The organism is Janthinobacterium lividum (genome assembly GCF_034424625.1).
Classification (GTDB): domain Bacteria; phylum Pseudomonadota; class Gammaproteobacteria; order Burkholderiales; family Burkholderiaceae_D; genus Janthinobacterium; species Janthinobacterium lividum.
In genome coordinates this window covers 200,402-224,333 of record NZ_CP139976.1, presented here as the reverse complement: position 1 = coordinate 224,333, position 23,932 = coordinate 200,402, and the positions used below count along the sequence as shown (strand labels likewise).

The 23,932-nt window shown below is 55.9% G+C and carries 8 protein-coding genes, 4 tRNA genes and 6 rRNA genes; 14 read left to right on the top strand and 4 right to left on the bottom strand.

What is annotated here, in order from left to right:
- Nucleotides 1–411: 411 nt before the first annotated feature.
- The 10 genes from U0004_RS00895 to rrf (U0004_RS00850) all read left to right on the top strand — a co-directional run bounded on the left by U0004_RS00895 (nucleotide 412) and on the right by rrf (U0004_RS00850) (nucleotide 11,477).
- Nucleotides 412–1,942 (top strand): 16S ribosomal RNA (locus tag U0004_RS00895).
- Between the two features lie 79 nt (nucleotides 1,943–2,021).
- Nucleotides 2,022–2,098: transfer RNA gene (locus U0004_RS00890), tRNA-Ile, on the top strand.
- A gap of 71 nt (nucleotides 2,099–2,169) precedes the next feature.
- Nucleotides 2,170–2,245 (top strand) — tRNA-Ala (locus U0004_RS00885).
- A gap of 243 nt (nucleotides 2,246–2,488) precedes the next feature.
- A 23S ribosomal RNA gene (locus U0004_RS00880) occupies nucleotides 2,489–5,362 on the top strand.
- 139 nt (nucleotides 5,363–5,501) lie between these two features.
- Nucleotides 5,502–5,614: ribosomal RNA gene (rrf, locus tag U0004_RS00875) — 5S ribosomal RNA — on the top strand.
- A 691-nt stretch (nucleotides 5,615–6,305) separates the two neighbouring features.
- Nucleotides 6,306–7,836, top strand: a 16S ribosomal RNA gene (locus U0004_RS00870).
- Between the two features lie 100 nt (nucleotides 7,837–7,936).
- Nucleotides 7,937–8,013 (top strand) — tRNA-Ile (locus tag U0004_RS00865).
- Between the two features lie 11 nt (nucleotides 8,014–8,024).
- A tRNA-Ala gene (locus U0004_RS00860) sits at nucleotides 8,025–8,100 on the top strand.
- Between the two features lie 249 nt (nucleotides 8,101–8,349).
- Nucleotides 8,350–11,225: ribosomal RNA gene (locus U0004_RS00855) — 23S ribosomal RNA — on the top strand.
- Between the two features lie 139 nt (nucleotides 11,226–11,364).
- Nucleotides 11,365–11,477: ribosomal RNA gene (gene rrf, locus U0004_RS00850) — 5S ribosomal RNA — on the top strand.
- The 16S, 23S and 5S rRNA genes sit together here with 4 tRNA genes alongside, the layout of an rRNA operon.
- A gap of 214 nt (nucleotides 11,478–11,691) precedes the next feature.
- On the opposite strand, the gene dacB is transcribed toward rrf (U0004_RS00850), so the two are convergent.
- Both dacB and U0004_RS00840 read right to left on the bottom strand, forming a co-directional pair.
- Nucleotides 11,692–13,194, bottom strand: a complete 1,503-nt coding sequence (dacB, locus tag U0004_RS00845; RefSeq protein WP_070260726.1) for a D-alanyl-D-alanine carboxypeptidase/D-alanyl-D-alanine endopeptidase — start codon at nucleotides 13,192–13,194, stop codon at nucleotides 11,692–11,694.
- An 8-nt stretch (nucleotides 13,195–13,202) separates the two neighbouring features.
- Complete coding sequence (locus U0004_RS00840; RefSeq protein WP_034753725.1) at nucleotides 13,203–14,441, bottom strand: nucleoside recognition domain-containing protein; 1,239 nt, start codon at nucleotides 14,439–14,441, stop codon at nucleotides 13,203–13,205.
- A 217-nt stretch (nucleotides 14,442–14,658) separates the two neighbouring features.
- On the opposite strand from U0004_RS00840, the gene U0004_RS00835 reads away from it, so the two are divergent.
- The 4 genes from U0004_RS00835 to U0004_RS00820 all read left to right on the top strand — a co-directional run bounded on the left by U0004_RS00835 (nucleotide 14,659) and on the right by U0004_RS00820 (nucleotide 21,587).
- Nucleotides 14,659–16,464 (top strand): ABC transporter substrate-binding protein, encoded by a 1,806-nt coding sequence (locus U0004_RS00835; protein ID WP_070260730.1) that lies wholly within the window; start codon nucleotides 14,659–14,661, stop codon nucleotides 16,462–16,464.
- Between the two features lie 219 nt (nucleotides 16,465–16,683).
- Nucleotides 16,684–19,437: a TonB-dependent receptor gene (locus U0004_RS00830; protein ID WP_070260724.1), complete on the top strand. Its 2,754-nt coding sequence runs from the start codon at nucleotides 16,684–16,686 to the stop codon at nucleotides 19,435–19,437.
- A gap of 89 nt (nucleotides 19,438–19,526) precedes the next feature.
- Nucleotides 19,527–20,606 (top strand): S66 peptidase family protein, encoded by a 1,080-nt coding sequence (locus tag U0004_RS00825; RefSeq protein ID WP_070260722.1) that lies wholly within the window; start codon nucleotides 19,527–19,529, stop codon nucleotides 20,604–20,606.
- An 87-nt stretch (nucleotides 20,607–20,693) separates the two neighbouring features.
- Nucleotides 20,694–21,587, top strand: coding sequence for a YihY/virulence factor BrkB family protein (locus tag U0004_RS00820; RefSeq protein WP_034780991.1), 894 nt, complete (start codon nucleotides 20,694–20,696; stop codon nucleotides 21,585–21,587).
- Nucleotides 21,588–22,057: 470 nt separating this feature from the next.
- Here the strand turns inward: U0004_RS00820 and U0004_RS00815 are convergent, their stop codons facing one another.
- Both U0004_RS00815 and U0004_RS00810 read right to left on the bottom strand, forming a co-directional pair.
- Complete coding sequence (locus U0004_RS00815; protein WP_070260720.1) at nucleotides 22,058–23,185, bottom strand: acyl-CoA dehydrogenase family protein; 1,128 nt, start codon at nucleotides 23,183–23,185, stop codon at nucleotides 22,058–22,060.
- A 39-nt stretch (nucleotides 23,186–23,224) separates the two neighbouring features.
- A complete protein-coding gene (locus U0004_RS00810; protein WP_070260718.1) occupies nucleotides 23,225–23,893 on the bottom strand; it encodes an SDR family oxidoreductase in 669 nt (222 codons plus the stop codon).
- Between the last annotated feature and the right edge of the window lie 39 nt (nucleotides 23,894–23,932).

Genomic DNA, 23,932 nt, shown 5'->3' with positions numbered 1-23,932 from the left:
AAAAGCCTTGCTTCCGCTGGGGCGCTTTGCTATAGTTCGCCTCCCCAATGAGACGCACTAGTTTGCGGCACAAAAGGGACAGCCTTCCGGGGCTGGGTAGTAGAAAAGAAGGTGTTGACGATTGTGCTGAAATGCTTCATACTCTTCCTTCTTCGCAGCTGACAAACACAACGCTTTGTCGATAGCGCGAAAGCAGTAACCGAATACAGTTCTTTAACAATTAACAGTCGATAAGTGTGGGCATTTGATGTAAGTGCAGCGTCAATCTTCGGATTGACGTCTAACTTAAAATATATCAAATGTTCACAAGAAATAATGAAATAGGCGCTACGAAAGTAGTGGCCTGTCAGTTTTTTGAGTGAGCGACCCGTCGCAAGACGGTGCCAATAAAATGGCAAAGTAACAGAGATTAAACTGAAGAGTTTGATCCTGGCTCAGATTGAACGCTGGCGGCATGCCTTACACATGCAAGTCGAACGGCAGCACGGAGCTTGCTCTGGTGGCGAGTGGCGAACGGGTGAGTAATATATCGGAACGTACCCTAGAGTGGGGGATAACGTAGCGAAAGTTACGCTAATACCGCATACGATCTAAGGATGAAAGTGGGGGATCGCAAGACCTCATGCTCGTGGAGCGGCCGATATCTGATTAGCTAGTTGGTAGGGTAAAAGCCTACCAAGGCATCGATCAGTAGCTGGTCTGAGAGGACGACCAGCCACACTGGAACTGAGACACGGTCCAGACTCCTACGGGAGGCAGCAGTGGGGAATTTTGGACAATGGGCGAAAGCCTGATCCAGCAATGCCGCGTGAGTGAAGAAGGCCTTCGGGTTGTAAAGCTCTTTTGTCAGGGAAGAAACGGTGAGAGCTAATATCTTTTGCTAATGACGGTACCTGAAGAATAAGCACCGGCTAACTACGTGCCAGCAGCCGCGGTAATACGTAGGGTGCAAGCGTTAATCGGAATTACTGGGCGTAAAGCGTGCGCAGGCGGTTTTGTAAGTCTGATGTGAAATCCCCGGGCTCAACCTGGGAATTGCATTGGAGACTGCAAGGCTAGAATCTGGCAGAGGGGGGTAGAATTCCACGTGTAGCAGTGAAATGCGTAGATATGTGGAGGAACACCGATGGCGAAGGCAGCCCCCTGGGTCAAGATTGACGCTCATGCACGAAAGCGTGGGGAGCAAACAGGATTAGATACCCTGGTAGTCCACGCCCTAAACGATGTCTACTAGTTGTCGGGTCTTAATTGACTTGGTAACGCAGCTAACGCGTGAAGTAGACCGCCTGGGGAGTACGGTCGCAAGATTAAAACTCAAAGGAATTGACGGGGACCCGCACAAGCGGTGGATGATGTGGATTAATTCGATGCAACGCGAAAAACCTTACCTACCCTTGACATGGCTGGAATCCTCGAGAGATTGAGGAGTGCTCGAAAGAGAGCCAGTACACAGGTGCTGCATGGCTGTCGTCAGCTCGTGTCGTGAGATGTTGGGTTAAGTCCCGCAACGAGCGCAACCCTTGTCATTAGTTGCTACGAAAGGGCACTCTAATGAGACTGCCGGTGACAAACCGGAGGAAGGTGGGGATGACGTCAAGTCCTCATGGCCCTTATGGGTAGGGCTTCACACGTCATACAATGGTACATACAGAGCGCCGCCAACCCGCGAGGGGGAGCTAATCGCAGAAAGTGTATCGTAGTCCGGATTGTAGTCTGCAACTCGACTGCATGAAGTTGGAATCGCTAGTAATCGCGGATCAGCATGTCGCGGTGAATACGTTCCCGGGTCTTGTACACACCGCCCGTCACACCATGGGAGCGGGTTTTACCAGAAGTAGGTAGCTTAACCGCAAGGAGGGCGCTTACCACGGTAGGATTCGTGACTGGGGTGAAGTCGTAACAAGGTAGCCGTATCGGAAGGTGCGGCTGGATCACCTCCTTTCTAGAGTTTGCACGAATCAGTAATGATTCACGCATCAAATGTTCACACTTATCGGCTGTTAATATAAAGAACAGCATTTGGGGCTGTAGCTCAGCTGGTTAGAGCACCGTGTTGATAACGCGGGGGTCGTTGGTTCGAGTCCAACCAGCCCTACCAGAAAAAACTGGGGGTAAGGTGGACGCTAGTCCAAGCAGCCCTACCAGTTTGTGTAGTCTGGAAATACCCTAGGGGGATTAGCTCAGCTGGGAGAGCACCTGCTTTGCAAGCAGGGGGTCGTCGGTTCGATCCCGTCATCCTCCACCAAAAGTTCAAACGTAAATCAGTGTTGAATTCAACGCCGGGATTTAGGTTTGGTCTTTTCGAGATCAAGTGCTGTATGTTCTTTAACAATCTGGAAGAAGTAAAGATTATTTATTGATCGGTTTGCCGTAAAAGGTAAATCGATGGGTAATGATTGTATGTATCAACAAACAAGCAACAACGTTGTACTTTCTTATCCCTGTAGCGCTCTTTAGTCATGCAAATGATTAGAGGCTAACGTTATAGGGACAAGCGAATAAGTGCACATGGTGGATGCCTTGGCGATTACAGGCGATGAAGGACGTAGTAGCTTGCGATAAGCTGCGGGGAGTGAGCAAACACACTTTGATCCGCAGATTTCCGAATGGGGCAACCCACCCTTTTAGGGTATTGCATACTGAATACATAGGTATGCAAGGCGAACGCGGCGAACTGAAACATCTAAGTAGCTGCAGGAAAAGAAATCAACCGAGATTCCCAAAGTAGCGGCGAGCGAAATGGGAAGAGCCTGTACGTGATAGTCGGACCGATAACAGAATCCTCTGGAAATAGGAGCCATAGCGGGTGATAGCCCCGTATGTGAAATCGGACCGGTGGTACTAAGCGTACGACAAGTAGGGCGGGACACGTGACATCCTGTCTGAATATGGGGGGACCATCCTCCAAGGCTAAATACTCGTAATCGACCGATAGTGAACCAGTACCGTGAGGGAAAGGCGAAAAGAACCCCGGAAGGGGAGTGAAATAGATCCTGAAACCGTGTGCATACAAACAGTAGGAGCGGACTTGTTCCGTGACTGCGTACCTTTTGTATAATGGGTCAGCGACTTACATTCAGTGGCAAGGTTAACCGAATAGGGAAGCCGTAGAGAAATCGAGTCCGAATAGGGCGATCAGTCGCTGGGTGTAGACCCGAAACCAAGTGATCTACTCATGGCCAGGATGAAGGTGCGGTAACACGCCCTGGAGGTCCGAACCCACTAATGTTGAAAAATTAGGGGATGAGCTGTGGGTAGGGGTGAAAGGCTAAACAAACTTGGAAATAGCTGGTTCTCTCCGAAAACTATTTAGGTAGTGCCTCAAGTATCACCATCGGGGGTAGAGCACTGTTATGGCTAGGGGGTCATTGCGACTTACCAAACCATTGCAAACTCCGAATACCGATGAGTGCGAGCTTGGGAGACAGACGTCGGGTGCTAACGTCCGGCGTCAAGAGGGAAACAACCCAGACCGCCAGCTAAGGTCCCAAAGATTGGCTAAGTGGAAAACGAAGTGGGAAGGCTAAAACAGTCAGGATGTTGGCTTAGAAGCAGCCATCATTTAAAGAAAGCGTAATAGCTCACTGATCGAGTCGTCCTGCGCGGAAGATGTAACGGGGCTAAGCCAGTCACCGAAGCTGCGGATATGCGTAAGCATATGGTAGGAGAGCGTTCTGTAAGCCTGCGAAGGTGTCTTGTAAAGGATGCTGGAGGTATCAGAAGTGCGAATGCTGACATGAGTAGCGATAATGGGGGTGAAAAGCCTCCACGCCGTAAGCCCAAGGTTTCCTGTTCAACGTTCATCGGAGCAGGGTGAGTCGGCCCCTAAGGCGAGGCAGAGATGCGTAGCTGATGGGAAGCAGGTTAATATTCCTGCACCGTCGTATGATGCGATGGGGGGACGGATCGCGGAAGGTTGTCCAACTGTTGGAATAGTTGGTTTTTGGCTCATAGAAGGCACTTAGGCAAATCCGGGTGCGCAATTCAAGGGGTTGAGACGAGTGAACTTGTTCACGAAGCAATCGGAAGTGGTTCCAAGAAAAGCCTCTAAGCTTCAGTCATACGAGACCGTACCGCAAACCGACACAGGTGGGCGAGATGAGTATTCTAAGGCGCTTGAGAGAACTCGGGAGAAGGAACTCGGCAAATTGGTACCGTAACTTCGGGAAAAGGTACGCCCCGGTAGCTTGATTGGTTTACTCCATGAGGGTGAAAGGGTTGCAATAAACTGGTGGCTGCGACTGTTTAATAAAAACACAGCACTCTGCAAACACGAAAGTGGACGTATAGGGTGTGACGCCTGCCCGGTGCTGGAAGATTAAATGATGGGGTGCAAGCTCTTGATTGAAGTCCCAGTAAACGGCGGCCGTAACTATAACGGTCCTAAGGTAGCGAAATTCCTTGTCGGGTAAGTTCCGACCTGCACGAATGGCGTAACGATGGCCACACTGTCTCCTCCCGAGACTCAGCGAAGTTGAAATGTTTGTGATGATGCAATCTACCCGCGGCTAGACGGAAAGACCCCATGAACCTTTACTGTAGCTTTGCATTGGACTTTGAACCAATCTGTGTAGGATAGGTGGGAGGCTTTGAAGCGGGGACGCTAGTTCTCGTGGAGCCAACCTTGAAATACCACCCTGGTTTGTTTGAGGTTCTAACCTTGGTCCGTTATCCGGATCGGGGACAGTGCATGGTAGGCAGTTTGACTGGGGCGGTCTCCTCCTAAAGTGTAACGGAGGAGTTCGAAGGTACGCTAGATACGGTCGGACATCGTGTTGATAGTGCAATGGCATAAGCGTGCTTAACTGCGAGACTGACAAGTCGAGCAGGTACGAAAGTAGGACATAGTGATCCGGTGGTTCTGTATGGAAGGGCCATCGCTCAACGGATAAAAGGTACTCTGGGGATAACAGGCTGATTCCTCCCAAGAGTTCATATCGACGGGGGAGTTTGGCACCTCGATGTCGGCTCATCACATCCTGGGGCTGTAGCCGGTCCCAAGGGTATGGCTGTTCGCCATTTAAAGTGGTACGTGAGCTGGGTTTAAAACGTCGTGAGACAGTTTGGTCCCTATCTGCCGTGGGCGTTGGAAATTTGAAGGGGGCTGCTCCTAGTACGAGAGGACCGGAGTGGACGAACCTCTGGTGTACCGGTTGTCACGCCAGTGGCATTGCCGGGTAGCTAAGTTCGGAAGAGATAACCGCTGAAAGCATCTAAGCGGGAAACTTGCCTTGAGATGAGATTTCCCAGAGCCTTGAGCTCTTTGAAGGGTCGTTCGAGACCAGGACGTTGATAGGCTGGGTGTGGAAGTGCAGTAATGCATTAAGCTAACCAGTACTAATTGCCCGTACGGCTTGTCCCTATAACCTTAGCAGGTACAGAGGATAAGACGGTACAACGTTGCGTGTGTGTTGATACTACCAGTCATTACCCCAATCTTTGCTTCTTCCAGATTCATGGCCTTGTCGTCCTACAGGAGACAAGCGCCAGTACAAGTTATGCCTGATGACCATAGCAAGTTGGTCCCACCCCTTCCCATCCCGAACAGGACCGTGAAACAACTTTGCGCCGATGATAGTGCTGCAACCAGTGTGAAAGTAGGTTATCGTCAGGCTTGTTATTTGCAGTAGAGAAAAACCCGTCAAGCAATTGGCGGGTTTTTTTTCGTCTGGTGATTTACTCTCCAGGTATTACTGGAAATGCAGTCGTCAAGCTGTGCTTTATCCCTTATCAAGGCTGTTGTCCTCGCCTGGCCGGTGCCGCCCTGGTGCAGCTGCCCGTGAATCCGCTCATTAATAGGCAAGCGTCAATGGCCAGCAGGGCATTCCGAATGGCGTTACCTGGTCAATTTGATAGCGGTATGACATCGCATCATTAAATTTCACACTTTCTTAGAATAAACCTTGCTGCCTGCGTATAGCTTTGCTATAGTTCGCCTCCCCAATGAGACGCTGCAGTTTGCGAAACAACGGGATCACTGGAAACGGTGAAGGTAGTAAAAAAGAAGGTTGACGGATTTAGCAAAATGCTTCATACTCTTCCTTCTTCGCAGCTGACAAACACAACGCTTTGTCGATAGCGCGAAAGCAGTACCGAATACAGTTCTTTAACAATTAACAGTCGATAAGTGTGGGCATTTGATGTAAGTGCAGAAGTCAATCTTCGGATTGACGTCTAACTTAAAATATATCAAATGTTCACAAGAAATAATGAAATAGGCGCTACGAAAGTAGTAGCCTGTCAGTTTTTTGAGTGAGCGACCCGTCGCAAGACGGTGCCAATAAAATGGCAAAGTAACAGAGATTAAACTGAAGAGTTTGATCCTGGCTCAGATTGAACGCTGGCGGCATGCCTTACACATGCAAGTCGAACGGCAGCACGGAGCTTGCTCTGGTGGCGAGTGGCGAACGGGTGAGTAATATATCGGAACGTACCCTAGAGTGGGGGATAACGTAGCGAAAGTTACGCTAATACCGCATACGATCTAAGGATGAAAGTGGGGGATCGCAAGACCTCATGCTCGTGGAGCGGCCGATATCTGATTAGCTAGTTGGTAGGGTAAAAGCCTACCAAGGCATCGATCAGTAGCTGGTCTGAGAGGACGACCAGCCACACTGGAACTGAGACACGGTCCAGACTCCTACGGGAGGCAGCAGTGGGGAATTTTGGACAATGGGCGAAAGCCTGATCCAGCAATGCCGCGTGAGTGAAGAAGGCCTTCGGGTTGTAAAGCTCTTTTGTCAGGGAAGAAACGGTGAGGGCTAATATCTTTTGCTAATGACGGTACCTGAAGAATAAGCACCGGCTAACTACGTGCCAGCAGCCGCGGTAATACGTAGGGTGCAAGCGTTAATCGGAATTACTGGGCGTAAAGCGTGCGCAGGCGGTTTTGTAAGTCTGATGTGAAATCCCCGGGCTCAACCTGGGAATTGCATTGGAGACTGCAAGGCTAGAATCTGGCAGAGGGGGGTAGAATTCCACGTGTAGCAGTGAAATGCGTAGATATGTGGAGGAACACCGATGGCGAAGGCAGCCCCCTGGGTCAAGATTGACGCTCATGCACGAAAGCGTGGGGAGCAAACAGGATTAGATACCCTGGTAGTCCACGCCCTAAACGATGTCTACTAGTTGTCGGGTCTTAATTGACTTGGTAACGCAGCTAACGCGTGAAGTAGACCGCCTGGGGAGTACGGTCGCAAGATTAAAACTCAAAGGAATTGACGGGGACCCGCACAAGCGGTGGATGATGTGGATTAATTCGATGCAACGCGAAAAACCTTACCTACCCTTGACATGGCTGGAATCCCCGAGAGATTGGGGAGTGCTCGAAAGAGAACCAGTACACAGGTGCTGCATGGCTGTCGTCAGCTCGTGTCGTGAGATGTTGGGTTAAGTCCCGCAACGAGCGCAACCCTTGTCATTAGTTGCTACGAAAGGGCACTCTAATGAGACTGCCGGTGACAAACCGGAGGAAGGTGGGGATGACGTCAAGTCCTCATGGCCCTTATGGGTAGGGCTTCACACGTCATACAATGGTACATACAGAGCGCCGCCAACCCGCGAGGGGGAGCTAATCGCAGAAAGTGTATCGTAGTCCGGATTGTAGTCTGCAACTCGACTGCATGAAGTTGGAATCGCTAGTAATCGCGGATCAGCATGTCGCGGTGAATACGTTCCCGGGTCTTGTACACACCGCCCGTCACACCATGGGAGCGGGTTTTACCAGAAGTAGGTAGCTTAACCGTAAGGAGGGCGCTTACCACGGTAGGATTCGTGACTGGGGTGAAGTCGTAACAAGGTAGCCGTATCGGAAGGTGCGGCTGGATCACCTCCTTTCTAGAGTTTGCACGAATCAGGTAACTGGTTCACGCATCAAATGTTCACACTTATCGACTGTTAAATGAAGAAGAAACAGTAGTCGTAGTAGTTCCGCGTTGGGGCTGTAGCTCAGCTGGTTAGAGCACCGTGTTGATAACGCGGGGGTCGTTGGTTCGAGTCCAACCAGCCCTACCAGTCATTACTCAGGGGGATTAGCTCAGCTGGGAGAGCACCTGCTTTGCAAGCAGGGGGTCGTCGGTTCGATCCCGTCATCCTCCACCACGTTTTACTCGAAAGTGCAAACGTAAGCCGGTCAAATAGACCCGGGTTTAGGTTTGATCTTTTAGCGATCAAAGCTGTTTCGTTCTTTAACAATCTGGAAGAAGTAAAGATTATTTATTGATCGGTTTGCCGTAAAAGGTAAATCGATGGGTAATGATTGTATGTATCAACAAACAAGCAACAACGTTGTACTTTCTTATCCCTGTAGCGCTCTTTGATGACTTCGGTAATCAGAGGCTAACGTTATAGGGACAAGCGAATAAGTGCACATGGTGGATGCCTTGGCGATTACAGGCGATGAAGGACGTAGTAGCTTGCGATAAGCTGCGGGGAGTGAGCAAACACACTTTGATCCGCAGATTTCCGAATGGGGCAACCCACCCTTTTAGGGTATTGCATACTGAATACATAGGTATGCAAGGCGAACGCGGCGAACTGAAACATCTAAGTAGCTGCAGGAAAAGAAATCAACCGAGATTCCCAAAGTAGCGGCGAGCGAAATGGGAAGAGCCTGTACGTGATAGTCGGACCGATAACAGAATCCTCTGGAAATAGGAGCCATAGTGGGTGATAGCCCCGTATGTGAAATCGGACCGGTGGTACTAAGCGTACGACAAGTAGGGCGGGACACGTGACATCCTGTCTGAATATGGGGGGACCATCCTCCAAGGCTAAATACTCGTAATCGACCGATAGTGAACCAGTACCGTGAGGGAAAGGCGAAAAGAACCCCGGAAGGGGAGTGAAATAGATCCTGAAACCGTGTGCATACAAACAGTAGGAGCGGACTTGTTCCGTGACTGCGTACCTTTTGTATAATGGGTCAGCGACTTACATTCAGTGGCAAGGTTAACCGCATAGGGAAGCCGTAGAGAAATCGAGTCCGAATAGGGCGATCAGTCGCTGGGTGTAGACCCGAAACCAAGTGATCTACTCATGGCCAGGATGAAGGTGCGGTAACACGCCCTGGAGGTCCGAACCCACTAATGTTGAAAAATTAGGGGATGAGCTGTGGGTAGGGGTGAAAGGCTAAACAAACTTGGAAATAGCTGGTTCTCTCCGAAAACTATTTAGGTAGTGCCTCAAGTATCACCATCGGGGGTAGAGCACTGTTATGGCTAGGGGGTCATTGCGACTTACCAAACCATTGCAAACTCCGAATACCGATGAGTGCGAGCTTGGGAGACAGACGTCGGGTGCTAACGTCCGGCGTCAAGAGGGAAACAACCCAGACCGCCAGCTAAGGTCCCAAAGATTGGCTAAGTGGAAAACGAAGTGGGAAGGCTAAAACAGTCAGGATGTTGGCTTAGAAGCAGCCATCATTTAAAGAAAGCGTAATAGCTCACTGATCGAGTCGTCCTGCGCGGAAGATGTAACGGGGCTAAGCCAGTCACCGAAGCTGCGGATATCCTTTATTGGATATGGTAGGAGAGCGTTCTGTAAGCCTGCGAAGGTGTCTTGTAAAGGATGCTGGAGGTATCAGAAGTGCGAATGCTGACATGAGTAGCGATAATGGGGGTGAAAAGCCTCCACGCCGTAAGCCCAAGGTTTCCTGTTCAACGTTCATCGGAGCAGGGTGAGTCGGCCCCTAAGGCGAGGCAGAGATGCGTAGCTGATGGGAAGCAGGTTAATATTCCTGCACCGTCGTATGATGCGATGGGGGGACGGATCGCGGAAGGTTGTCCAACTGTTGGAATAGTTGGTTTTTGGCTCATAGAAGGCGCTTAGGCAAATCCGGGCGCGCAATTCAAGGGGTTGAGACGAGTGAACTTGTTCACGAAGCAATCGGAAGTGGTTCCAAGAAAAGCCTCTAAGCTTCAGTCATACGAGACCGTACCGCAAACCGACACAGGTGGGCGAGATGAGTATTCTAAGGCGCTTGAGAGAACTCGGGAGAAGGAACTCGGCAAATTGGTACCGTAACTTCGGGAAAAGGTACGCCCCGGTAGCTTGATTGGTTTACTCCATGAGGGTGAAAGGGTTGCAATAAACTGGTGGCTGCGACTGTTTAATAAAAACACAGCACTCTGCAAACACGAAAGTGGACGTATAGGGTGTGACGCCTGCCCGGTGCTGGAAGATTAAATGATGGGGTGCAAGCTCTTGATTGAAGTCCCAGTAAACGGCGGCCGTAACTATAACGGTCCTAAGGTAGCGAAATTCCTTGTCGGGTAAGTTCCGACCTGCACGAATGGCGTAACGATGGCCACACTGTCTCCTCCCGAGACTCAGCGAAGTTGAAATGTTTGTGATGATGCAATCTACCCGCGGCTAGACGGAAAGACCCCATGAACCTTTACTGTAGCTTTGCATTGGACTTTGAACCAATCTGTGTAGGATAGGTGGGAGGCTTTGAAGCGGGGACGCTAGTTCTCGTGGAGCCAACCTTGAAATACCACCCTGGTTTGTTTGAGGTTCTAACCTTGGTCCGTTATCCGGATCGGGGACAGTGCATGGTAGGCAGTTTGACTGGGGCGGTCTCCTCCTAAAGTGTAACGGAGGAGTTCGAAGGTACGCTAGATACGGTCGGACATCGTGTTGATAGTGCAATGGCATAAGCGTGCTTAACTGCGAGACTGACAAGTCGAGCAGGTACGAAAGTAGGACATAGTGATCCGGTGGTTCTGTATGGAAGGGCCATCGCTCAACGGATAAAAGGTACTCTGGGGATAACAGGCTGATTCCTCCCAAGAGTTCATATCGACGGGGGAGTTTGGCACCTCGATGTCGGCTCATCACATCCTGGGGCTGTAGCCGGTCCCAAGGGTATGGCTGTTCGCCATTTAAAGTGGTACGTGAGCTGGGTTTAAAACGTCGTGAGACAGTTTGGTCCCTATCTGCCGTGGGCGTTGGAAATTTGAAGGGGGCTGCTCCTAGTACGAGAGGACCGGAGTGGACGAACCTCTGGTGTACCGGTTGTCACGCCAGTGGCATTGCCGGGTAGCTAAGTTCGGAAGAGATAACCGCTGAAAGCATCTAAGCGGGAAACTTGCCTTGAGATGAGATTTCCCAGAGCCTTGAGCTCTTTGAAGGGTCGTTCGAGACCAGGACGTTGATAGGCTGGGTGTGGAAGTGCAGTAATGCATTAAGCTAACCAGTACTAATTGCCCGTACGGCTTGTCCCTATAACCTTAGCAGGTACAGAGGATAAGACGGTACAACGTTGCGTGTGTGTTGATACTACCAGTCATTACCCCAATCTTTGCTTCTTCCAGATTCATGGCCTTGTCGTCCCACAGGAGACAAACGCCAGTACAAGTTATGCCTGATGACCATAGCAAGTTGGTCCCACCCCTTCCCATCCCGAACAGGACCGTGAAACAACTTTGCGCCGATGATAGTGCTGCAACCAGTGTGAAAGTAGGTTATCGTCAGGCTTGTTATTCGCAGTAGAGAAAAACCCGTCAAGCAATTGGCGGGTTTTTTTTCGTCTGGCGGTTTGTGATGGCGAACCCCAAACGAAGGCTGGGGTCAGACCCCCTCGCGCGTTGGCATCGAATCTGGCGTTGGCGGTGTGGAGGGTCTGACCCCGGTGGTTCGGTTCAGCAGGCGAAAAAAAAGGCAGCGCTGCGCGCTGCCTTCTTCTTGGTTTTATTGGCCGGCCACTACCGGCGTGGCGCCGCTCCTGGCGACCCATTCAATCAGCGCATCGACCGCTGCGCGGCCATTACCATTGCCCACCAGGTCGCTATTGATCATGGCGACCACCACGCACAGTTGGTTGTTGGCGTCGGGCACATAGCCGGCGATGGCGACGACATTCTTCAACGTTCCCGTCTTGATGCGGGCCCGCGCGGCGGCCGGGCTGTTCAACAGGCGCTTGCGCATGGTGCCGTCCAGCGCGACGATGGGCAGGCTGGACTGGAACTCGGGCGCCCACGGACTTTGCTGCATCGCCTGCAAGACGCCGGCCATTTGCGCTGGCGCAATGCGTCCCGTGCGCGACAAGCCGGAACCATTGTCGACCAGCATGCCTTGGGTATCGATATTGTGCCGCTGGAACCATTCCTGGATGACTTGCCGTGCCCGGCTGGCCGTGTCTTCCGGCACCGCCATGGCGACGGGGCGGCTGCCTAACCAGCCATCGCTCTGCAAACTGCCCAGGCTCAGGAACAAAGTACGGGCCAGGGTGTTGTCGGAGGTCTTGTTGATATCGCGCAAGACCTCGGGCAAGGCGCGCGCCACGTGGTCGGCCAGCATGCGCGTGCCGACGGGTTCGGCCGTTGGCGGCAAGCCTGTTGCCGGCGCTTCGCGCACCGTGCCCGTGATCGTGCCGCCCAGGCGTTTCCAGGTGGCACGGAACAAACGGTCCGCATAATCGTTGCGGTCGAGCACGTTGATGCTGGTGGCCTTGCTGCAATTTTGCGGGAAGGTGCCGTGCAGAATCACCTGCAGCTTGCCGTTCGCATCGCGCCGGTATTCGGGCGGGCGCCAGCCGTCTTCCCATCTGGCGCAACTGCCCTTGACCAGTTTCATGTCGCTCGTGATGCTGACATTTTCGAGCGGCGGCTGCATCAGGATGCTCAATTGCCGCTCCGTCGAGTTCATGTTGATATCGAGCAGATTGGTGTTCAGCAATAATGCATCGGGAATGACGTTGTAGCGGAATTCGGCGGATTCGTCGAAAGGTGCTGCGCCGATATCGGGCCGGGCCGGCTGGAACAGCTGGCGGTCGAGGATCAAATCACCCTTGATTTTGACGATGCCCTGGTTACGCAGGGTTTGCAGCATGTGTGCGAGTACGTCCGCATTGAAATCCGTGTCGGCGCCGCCGCGCAGGATCAAGTCGCCCTTCAGCACGCCATTGATGACATCGGCGCTGGTGCGCAACTCCGTGCGGCCGCGAAAGATGGGGCCCAGCTGCTCCAGGCCCACGGCCGTCGTCACCAGCTTCATGGTGGACGCGGGCTGCATGCTGCGCTCGGCCCCATGTGACAGCACGGTGGCGTTGCCGCGCAAGACGATGGCGCCCATGGCGTCTTCCGGAATATTTGCGCTGCGCAGCAGCAGGCTGACGGATTCGGGCAATTGCGCGTGGGCGGTCGACAGGCCCAGACCCGCCAACAGCGCAGCCATCAGAACAGGACGTAACATGGTGCTCCTTAGTGGAAAAAGACGTAGGCAACGAAGACGGCGGTAATCACGCCAGCCAGATCCGCGATCAGGCCGGCCGTGATGGCATAGCGCGTCTTGCGGATGCCGACGGAACCGAAATACAGGGCCACGATATAGAAGGTGGTGTCGGCCGAGCCCTGGAAGACGCAGGCCAGGCGGCCGACGAATGAGTCGACACCGTAGGTATTCATGGCATCGATCATCATGGCCTTCGAGCCGGAGCCGCTGAGCGGCTTCATCATGGCGGTCGGCAGGGCGGGCACGAAGTCCGTATTGATACCCAGGTTGGCGAAGAACCAGTTCATGCCGCTCATCAGGAAATTGAACACGCCCGCATTGCGGATCACGCTGATGGCTACCAGCATGCCGACCAGGTAGGGAATCACGGTGATCGAGGTCTGGATGCCGCCTTTTGCTCCTTCGATGAAGGCGTCGTACACGTTCACCTTCTTGCGCAGCGCGCCAATAATAAATATGGCAATCACGCTGATCAATACCAGGTTGCTGACCACTTTGGACACCAGCTCGATTTCCTGTTTCGTCAGGTATTGCGTAAAGTACCAGATCATGGCGACGATGGCGCTCGTCATGCCGCCCATCCAGCCCAGCACGACCCGGTTGAGCAAGTTGATGCGTTGCTTGATGGAGACCGTGATGATGCCGACCATGGTGGCCACATAGGTGGCGATCATGCAGGGGATAAAGATGTCGGACGGGTCTGCCGCGCCGAGGATGGAGCGCTGCGCCATGATGGCCAGCGGAATCAGGGTCAGGCCCGAGGTGTGCAGTACCAAAAACATGATTTGCGCATTCGTCGCCTCTTCCTTGTTCGGGTTCAAGGTTTGCAGGCTTTCCATGGCTTTCAAGCCGAACGGCGTGGCTGCATTGTCCAGGCCCAGCAGGTTGGCCGAGAAATTCATCACCATGTGGCCTGTGGCCGGGTGGTCTTTCGGAATTTCCGGGAAGATGCGCGAAAAGAAGGGGGCAATCACTTTCGCCAGCCAGCCGACGATGCCCGCCTTTTCGCCGATGTTCATGATGCCGAGCCATAAGGTCATCACGCCGGCCAGCGGCAGAGCAATATCCATCACGCCCATGCGTGCTGTCTCGAAGGTGCCATCGATGATGCGCTTGAAGATATCGGTATCGCCGAGAAACAGCCACTGCAGCACTGCGGCCAGGAAGCCAACGAGGAAAAAGCCGGACCAGATGTAATTAAGTGCCATATGCGATCAGTTCTGTGTGTCGGGAGTGAAAAATGTCTGCAAACAAAGTATAGGGGTAGCCCGATACGAGTTGATGAAAGAATGCAGCAATCGCATGCCAAAAAGTTATAAGCTGGCAGCCTGTTTTCATTGGCGCCCCGTCGCTTGCCCGCGTAGTGTGGGGGATGCCTGTCGCTTAGCGCTGTTCCTTACCTTTGTCTGCACTGGATCACTGATGATGTTTTTACGCAAAACCGCCTGCGCCGCCGGCCTGGCCCTGTTGACGCTTTTGACTGTGCCGGCCCATGCCACCGCCGATGCCACCCGCGCCGGCAAGACCCTGCACTTGTTTTTGAGCACCAGCGAGACGGGCCTGGACCCGGCCGTGGCATCGGACCTGGCCAGCCTGAACTTGATGGAAAACATTTTCGACCCGCTCTTGCGCTACGATTACCTGGCGCGCCCGGTGCAGCTGCAGGGCAACACGGCGCGCGGCTTGCCGAGCGTGGAAGATGGCGGACGCACGTATATCTTTCACTTGCAGCCCGGCATTTTCTTTACACCCGATCCCGCTTTCAAGGGCCAGCCGCGCGAAGTGACGGCGCAGGATTATGTGTACAGCTTGACGCGGCTGTATGACCCCAGCCTGAAGTCGCCGTGGTTGTTCTTGCTGGAAGACAAGCTGGTGGGCGATGCGGCCCTGAAAACAAAATTCAGCTATGACACGCCGATCGCCGGCCTGCAGGCGCTGGACAAATACACCCTGCGCATCCGCCTGAACGGCGTCGATCCGAACTTCCTGTTTTACCTGGCGATGCCGGCGACAGCGGTGGTGGCGCGCGAAGTGGCTGAAGCGTACCCGGCGGCAGGGCAGATCGGTAATCACCCCGTCGGCACGGGGCCGTTCCTGGTGAAGGAATGGAAACGCAGCGACAAGATTGTGCTGCAAGCCAACCCGACTTTCCGTGCCACCGTGTTCCATACGCAGGCCAAGGCGCTGGCCGCCTTGCCGCTGGAGGCGCGTACCATTGCCACCGCGCTGGAAGGCAAGCAATTACCGCTGGTCGAGCGCATCGAGGTGCGCATCGTCGAGGAATATCAATCGCGCATGCTGGGTTTCCTGAAAGGCGAATTCGACTACCTGGAACAAGTGCCGGAGTCGATGACGGACATGGTGCTGGAAAATGGCGCGCTGAAACCGGCATTGCTTGCCAAGGGTCTGCAGCTGACGCGCTTTCCCGTGCTGCAGACGTATTACATGTGGATGAATATGGACGATCCCGTACTGGGCGGCACCAGCAAGGACAAGCTGGCCCTGCGGCGCGCCATCGCCCTCAGCTACAACAGCCGCGAAGATATCGCCTTGCTCAAAAAAGGCCTGGCCTTGCCAGCCCAGTCGCCGCTGCCGCCAAATGTGCTCGGTTACGACAAGCACTACCGCAGCCCCGTCGGCTACGATCCCGTGCTGGCGCGCGCCCTGCTGGACCGCTTCGGCTACAAGGCAGGTCCCGATGGTTTCCGCACCCGGCCGGACGGCATACCCTTGCTGCTCACCATGCACACGGAACCGAGCACGGTGGGACGCTTGCGCGATGAATTGTGGCGCCGCAACCTGAACGCCATCGGCGTGCGCGTGGAGTTCAAGAGCGACAAGAAGACGGAAATCATCAAGGCGTCGCGCCTTGGCAAGGTGCAGATGTTCGAAACCAACTGGATCGCCGACTTCCCCGATGGCGATAACTTTATGCAATTGTTGTATGGCGGCAACGTTGGCCGCGCCAACTATGCCCGCTTCAATTTGCCCGATTACAATAAACGCTATGAGGAGGCGCGCCTGCTATCCGATACGCCGCGCCGACGCAGTCTGTACTTCGACCTGTTTCAGCTGATCCACGCCTACACGCCGTGGGTATTGCTGACGCATCCCATCTCTGCCGACCTGCAACAACCGTGGCTAAAAAACTACAGGCGCCACCCCGTGGAATTCACGTCCTGGCGCTATCTGGACGTGGATAAAAGCAGGGCTAGCCCCGCAGGCAAGTGACCATGTCACTGAAAAGGGCATTCATTCCAAAAAGTTATGGTTAGGAAAGCATTTTTCATTGGCTGGGCCCGGATGCATCGCGCTACTCTGAAAATGAAAACAAATAAAGTCATGCGCAAATGTCATAAAAAAATGTACTGCGAGACAGACAGTTGCGACGTGAAAAAACAGCCTGACTTGAGAACTCAAGTTTCGATTGCCCAAATAAAGGAGAGACCCGTGAAATTGAAGAAGCTAGCGCAATTGGTGGCATTGATGGGGGTGGTGGGGCCGGTGATGGCACAGGAAGCGGCGGCGCCAGCAATGCAACGGGTCGAAGTCACGGGCAGCAGCATCAAACGCGTCGCCAAGGAAGGCGCGTTGCCGGTGCAAGTCATTTCGTTTGAACAGATCGAAAAGCAGGGCATCACGACGACCGAGCAACTGGTGCGTACCCTGTCGGCGAATGGCACGGGCGCCGATAACATGACTTCGGGCAATAACGTGTTTGGCGCGGATGCCGACAGGGTCAGCGGCGGCGCCTCGTTCGCCTCGCTGCGCGGCCTCGGTCCATCGAGCACCCTGGTGCTGTTGAACGGCCGCCGCATCGCCACGCATGGCGCCAGCGGCAAGTCGGTCGACCTGAACTCGATACCGCTGGGCGCGATTTCGCGCGTGGAAATTCTCAAGGATGGTGCCTCGGCCATCTACGGCACGGACGCCATCGGCGGCGTGATCAATTTCATTCTGAAAACCAATTACAGCGGCGTGGAAGCGTCCGTCTCCACCAACGACACGCAGGCAGGCGGCGGCGCCACGCGCCGCGCCTCGCTGCTGGCCGGCACGGGCTCGCTGGAAAGCGATCGCTATAACATCATGGCCAGCCTGACCGTCGACAAGGCGCAGCGCCTGAATGGCAGCGACCGCTCCTTCGTCAACGGCTACCAGCCGGGCCGCGGCTTGTCGCCCGACACCACGGGCACGCCGTTCGCCAACCAGATGGCGGGTGCCGGCACGGCGCTGGGCGCCTCGTTCCAGCTGCCCGGCGATGCGAATAAATACCTGCAAGCCAATCCGCTGAGCTTCCAGGGCAAGTGCGACAGCATCGCCGGCATGTCGCAGTACCAGACGGAGCTGTGGAAAGACGTGACCTCGCCGCTGCGCACCAAATATTCCTGCGCCTACGACTATGGCGCCGACTATGTGCTGCAATTCCCCGTCGAACGGGCCAATCTGTTGTCGCGCGGTACGTTCCAGCTGGCGCCCGACCACCGCATGTTCGTCGAGGTGCTCGGTTCGCGCACCAAGGCCACGGCCATCTTGACGCCGATGCAGGTGCAGGCGACTGTCGCCAACAAGAATCTGTATCCGGTCGGTGGCGCGTACTACCAGGACCTGTCGGCCTACATCCCCTCGTTCGACAAGACCAAGCCGATTTCCTACAAATGGCGCGCCAATGACGTGGGCAACCGCACGCAGGAAAACACCACCGACAATGCCCGCGTGCTGGTGGGCTTTGAGGGGAACTTTGGCAAGTGGGATTACAAGGCCGGCATTTCGCGCGCCGAAAGCAGTACCAAGACCAAGCTGACGGATGGCTATTCCTATACGGACAAGCTGTACGCGGCATTGGCCAGCGGCATCATCAATCCATGGGTGGGCGCCGGCCAGAGCCAGACGGAAGCGGCCAAGCAATTGATCGAATCGACCAAGTTCCGTGGCGACTTCCAACATGGCAAGACGACCCTGACGCAGATCGACGGTTCCGTCTCGGGCGAGCTGTTCCAGCTGCCGGCCGGTGCGCTGGCCATGGCAGCCGGTTTTGACTTGCGCCGCGAAGGTTACAGCTTCGGGCAAGATGTCGACGCCATCCAGATCCTGCTGGCGCCAGGCAATGCCGCATTGAAAGATGCCAGCCGTACCGTCAAGGCCGTGTATGCCGAATTGCTGGTGCCGGTCACGAAGGACCTGGAAATGCAGCTGGCCATCCGCCGCGATGATTACAGCCTGGTGGGCGCGACGACAAATCCGAAAGTGGCTTTCCGTTACCAGCCAACCGATTTCCTGCTGTTCCGTGGTTCGGCCAGCAAGGGTTTCCTCGCGCCAAGCTTCCAGCAGCTGTACTCCGGTTCGCTGAGCCAGGAATTGCCGAACGGCGTGATCGACCAGGAAGGCTGCGCCAAGCATCCGGGCGTGCCCGAGTACTGCGCCATCGACCGCCTCGACTACAAGACGGGTGGCAACACGAACCTGAAGCCGGAAACGTCGAAGCAGGGCAGCGTCGGTTTTGTCATCGAGCCATTCAAGGGATATTCGGCCTCGTTCGACTACTGGGCCATCAATACCAAGGATCGCATCCTGAACCGCACGCCGCAAATCGTGCTGACCAACTACCAGGCACTGAACCAGTACATCCACCGCAATCCGGACGGCACCATCGAGTACGTGCAGGCGGGCTGGATCAATGCGGCAGGCAGCCGCGTGCGCGGCCTCGACGTGGGCTTGCGCGGCGAGGGCAAGATCCAGGACGCGAAATGGACGGCGACCCTGGACGGCACGTATATGGACAGCTTCAAGTTCGCGGAATATCAAGGCCAGGAATACCAGGAACTGGTCGGCAAGTTTTATACGCGCGACCTGTACCTGCGCTGGAAACACAACGCCAGCTTCGGCGTGTCGCGCGGCGACTGGAGCGGCTTGCTGATCCAGAGCTTTTCGTCGGGCTACAAGGACCAGGTACCGAATGGCGGCAAGGGTACGCCGCCGCCAGGCTTCAAGCCGGATGTGTCCAGCTACACCACGTATAACTTGTCGGGCACGTACACGGGCTTCAAAAATACGACGATTACCGTGGGTATCCAGAACCTGTTCGACCGCGATCCGCCGTTCACCGCGCACAACGTGGATGAAGTGGTGGGCGCCGGCTGGGACCCGCGCGTGGCCGACCCGCGTGGCCGTTCGCTGTCGTTCCAGCTGAAGTACAAGTTCATGTAAGGCGGCCATGCCGGCGGTGATCCCGCTGGCATGCTAATCTCGTGCGGCGGCGCCTGGCGTCGCCGTTTTTTATTCCAGGAAAGGGCCGCATGTCCAGTCAGACCAATCTCAGCCGGCGCCGCTTCGGCGGCTTGCTGGCCGCCACCTTGGGGGCGGCAGGCACACCGGCGTGGGCGGCGGCCGCGCAAGGGAAGGGCAAACGCATGCAACAGCAACACGCATTGATCAAACCGGCGCGCCTGCGCAACGGCGATCTGGTCGCCATCATCGCACCGGGCGGTTTTACGGATGAGGACGCCATCGGCAAGGCCGTACGCAATGTCGAATCGCTGGGGCTGCGCGCCAGCCTGGGCGCGAATATTCGCGCCGTGCACGGCAACTATGCGGGCACGGTGCAGCAGCGCCTGGACGACCTGCACGCGGCGTTTCGCGATCCGGAAGTCAAGGCCGTGTGGGCCATCCGCGGCGGCTCCGGCTGCATTTCGCTGCTGGCGCTGCTCGACTATGCCTTGATCCGCGCGAATCCGAAAGTGCTGATCGGCTATTCCGACATCACGGCCCTGCACCTGGCCATCGGCCGCCAGACGGGCCTGGTGACGTTCCACGGCCCCGTGGCCTCGTCCACGTTTTCCGATTACACGGTGACGCAGCTGCAAAACGTGCTGATGACGCCGCAAGACAGCTATACGATCCCGATGGCGCTGGACAATCACCGCCGCGCGCAGACGCACGCCAACTTCGCCATCCGCACCGTGCACGGCGGCCAGGCGACAGGTCGCTTGACGGGGGGCAACCTGTGCATGGTCAGCGCGCTGGCGGGCACGCCGTATGCGGCCGATTTCCGCAAGCATATTTTGTTCCTCGAAGAAATCAATGAAGTGCCCTACCGCATCGACAGGATGCTGTGCCAGCTCGACCTGTCCGTGGGGTTCAACAAGGCTGCGGCCTTGATGCTGGGCATCTTCGAGCATTGCGAGGCGGCCGAGGGCGACACCGCGCTGACCCTCGATGCCACCCTGGACCAGCATTTGCAGCCTTTACGCGTGCCGGCTGTCAGCGGCTACTCGTTTGGCCACATCCGCCACCAGTTCACGATACCGATGGGCATATTGGCGACCCTGGATGCGGATCGGCAAACCCTGACCTTGTTGGAGCCGGCCGTCTGCTAGCGTACGGTGCAGCGGGGCGATTGTCAGTATGCTAGTGTGATTGCAGGCGCGGCACGAGGCCGCGCCGCCTTCTTCACCGCACCCAACATGATCAACCGCCACGCCAGTACCTACATCCTCAGCCACCCGCTGGCCTTCACGCTGCAGGTGCTGAAGGGTTTCCGCGCCAACCAGGGCCTGCTGCTGGCGGGCGCCGTCGCGTATTACTCGCTGCTCTCCATCGTGCCCCTGCTGATGCTGGTGGTGGTGGCCCTGTCGCACGTGATCGCGCAGGACGAATTGCTGCAAACCATAGGCCATTACCTGGAATGGCTGGTGCCGGGGCAATCGAAAGCCATCGTGGGAGAGATTGCGCATTTTCTCGACAACCGGGGCGTGATCGGCTGGCTCTTGCTGCTGACCATGCTGTTTTTCAGCTCGCTGGCGTTTACCGTGCTGGAAAACGCCATGAGCGTGATTTTCATTCACCGCGTGGCCATCCGCCGCCGCCATTTCCTTATTTCCGCCGTGCTGCCGTACTGCTACATCCTGTGCCTGGGCGTGGGCATCTTGCTGATCACCCTGGTGGCGGGCGGCTTGCAGGTGATGGGCGAGGAAAGCGTGCGCTTCCTGCGCCATGACTGGGGCCTGGAAGGGGTGTCCGGTGTGCTCCTGTATCTGCTGGGGCTGGCGGGTGAAATCCTGGTGCTCAGCTCGATTTACCTGGTCATGCCGGTCGGCAGATTATCGATTACGCATGCGCTGATCGGCGGCGTGACGGCGGCTCTCTTGTGGGAAATCGCGCGCCACGTGCTGGTCTGGTATTTTTCCACCTTGTCGCAGGTCAACATCGTGTATGGCTCGATGACGACGGCCATCGTCGTCATGTTCAGCCTGGAAATCGGCGCCACCCTGCTGTTGCTGGGTGCGCAAGTGATTTCCGAATACGAAAGAGTGGCCCGCGGCGGGGAAGAAGACAAGCCGTTGGCGCTAAGGACCTGATTTAAGGTATGGCTTCAATTCATTATTGCACTGCACAAAAAGCTGTGTTATACTCCGTTCAGTGATTGAGATTTGGCAACAAATTATCTCGCCATCCAGTTTCAGCGCGGCGACCGACAGGTGTAATGTCGATGGCGTGACAGTGCGAAGAAATGGATTTTGTAATTCCGGATACGTTGGTCGATTTACACTTGGAGTCACCATGCAGATAGCATGGGAGTCCGAAAATCAGGAGGCACTTTGCAGATAGCACTGGCGTCCATGACACGATTAAAGCATTGGTAATACATTGGAACGAAGCCCGCGCTAGCGGGCTTTTTTTTCGTCTGTGGCTGGCGCGTTGAGCAACCTACTGCGCCGCCCGCTCTCGACTCGGCGTTACTCGCCGTACTTAAGTACGGCTGCGTTACTCAAGCCGATATCGAGCTTGCTCGCTACGGTTGCTCAAGGCGCCGAGACTTCTACTGCTTTTATAAGGCTCTGGCGATGAGTATCTTCTGGATATCGCTGGTGCCCTCATAAATCTGGCACACGCGCACGTCGCGGTAGATGCGTTCGACGGGGAAGTCGGACACATAGCCGTAGCCGCCGTGCACCTGGATGGCGTCCGAGCACACTTTTTCCGCCATTTCCGACGCAAACAGCTTGGCCATGGCCGCTTCCTTCAGGCACGGCAGGCCCGCATCCTTCATGGCCGCCGCGTGGCGGATCAGCTGGCGCGCCGCTTCAATCTGCGTGGCCATGTCGGCCAGGCGGAATTGCACAGCCTGGTGCTCATAGATGGGCTTGCCGAAACTCTCGCGCTCGCGCGCATAGCTCAGGGCCGCTTCATACGCGGCGCGCGCCATGCCCACGGCTTGCGAAGCGATGCCGATGCGTCCGCCTTCCAGGCCGGACAGCGCGATCTTGTAGCCTTGTCCCTCTTCGCCGATCAGATTTTCCGCCGGGATGCGGCAGTTGTCGAACAGGATCTGCGCCGTGTCCGACGAATGCTGGCCCATCTTTTGCTCCAGTCCCGCCACGATGTAGCCGGGCGTGTTCGTCGGCACCCAGAAGGCGCTGATGCCGCGCTTGCCGGCCGCCTTGTCGGTGACGGCCATGACGATGGCCACGTCCGCATATTTTCCGCTGGTAATGAATTGCTTGGTGCCGTTGATGACGTATTCATTGCCGTCAAGCGTGGCCGTCGTGCGCAGGGCCGAGGCGTCGCTGCCCGTGTGCGGTTCCGTCAGGCAAAATGCCCCCAGCATGGCGCCTTGCGCCAGTGGACGCAGCCATTGTTCCTTTTGCGCATCGTTGGCGTACATCATGGCGATGCTGCACACGGGGCAATTATTTACTGAAATGATGGTCGACGTGCCGCCATCGCCGGCGGCGATTTCTTCCAGCACCAGGGCCAGCGACACGTAGTCGAGGCCGGCGCCACCGAGCGCTTCCGGCACGGCCACGCCAAAGGCGCCCAGCGCGGCCAGTTCCTGCAATTCTTCTTTCGGGAAATGATGTTCCTTGTCCCAGCGGGCCGCGTTGGGCGCCAGGCGCTCGCGCGAAAAACTGCGCAGCGCTTCCTGGATCATGGTCTGTTCTTCATTGAGTATCATGGGACGTCGTCTCGTATTTTTTTATAGTGGATGCGGGAATTACCAGCCGATGGGCTTGCCATCGTAGTTGCGGAACACGGCCTTGTCCGTGGCCGGCAGGCTGGCCAGGGTGGCGCGGATGCCGGCAGCGCTTTGCTCGGGTGAAATATCGGCGCCGGCGCCGCCCATGTCCGTGCGTACCCAGCCCGGGTGGAAAGCCACGCAGCTGACGCCTTGCGGGCCATGCACGAGGGCTGTGTCGATCAGCACGGAATTCAGGGCCGCCTTGCTGGCGCGGTACAGCGAACCGCTGGGATTGCCCCGCTCGCTCAGGGAACCCATGTGCGAGGACAGCACGGCCAGCTTGCCTTTCGCGTTGGCCACCAGCGGCGCGAGGATCGGCAGCAGCCGCATGGCCGCCAGCACGTTCGTGTGCATGACGAGGTCGAAATCGGCTTGCGCGGGGAAACCGTCGTGGCGGGGGCCGTACACGCCCGCGTTGAGGATGGCCACGTCGAGCTTTTCATCGTCGAGCTTCCAGCCCAGGCCGGCACAGCCTTCCACGTCCGTCACGTCGAGCTGGTGCGCTTCCGCGCCCAGTTGCGCGAGGGCGTCGCAAGCGTCCGGTGTGCGGGCCGTGGCGATGACACGCCAGCCATCGTGACGGTATTGACGGACGAGCTCGTGGCCGATGCCGCGCGAGGCGCCGATGATCAATGCGGTAGGCATATGTTTCCTCCCTGAAAATAAAATGAAAGGGCGCGCACC

Coding starts and splice junctions, on each gene's coding strand:
- U0004_RS00835 (WP_070260730.1), top strand. CDS start 14,659: ATGTTTTTACGCAAAACCGCCTGCGCCGCCGGCCTGGCCCTGTTGACG.
- U0004_RS00840 (WP_034753725.1), bottom strand. CDS start 14,441: ATGGCACTTAATTACATCTGGTCCGGCTTTTTCCTCGTTGGCTTCCTG.
- dacB (WP_070260726.1), bottom strand. CDS start 13,194: ATGTTACGTCCTGTTCTGATGGCTGCGCTGTTGGCGGGTCTGGGCCTG.
- U0004_RS00810 (WP_070260718.1), bottom strand. CDS start 23,893: ATGCCTACCGCATTGATCATCGGCGCCTCGCGCGGCATCGGCCACGAG.
- U0004_RS00825 (WP_070260722.1), top strand. CDS start 19,527: ATGTCCAGTCAGACCAATCTCAGCCGGCGCCGCTTCGGCGGCTTGCTG.
- U0004_RS00820 (WP_034780991.1), top strand. CDS start 20,694: ATGATCAACCGCCACGCCAGTACCTACATCCTCAGCCACCCGCTGGCC.
- U0004_RS00815 (WP_070260720.1), bottom strand. CDS start 23,185: ATGATACTCAATGAAGAACAGACCATGATCCAGGAAGCGCTGCGCAGT.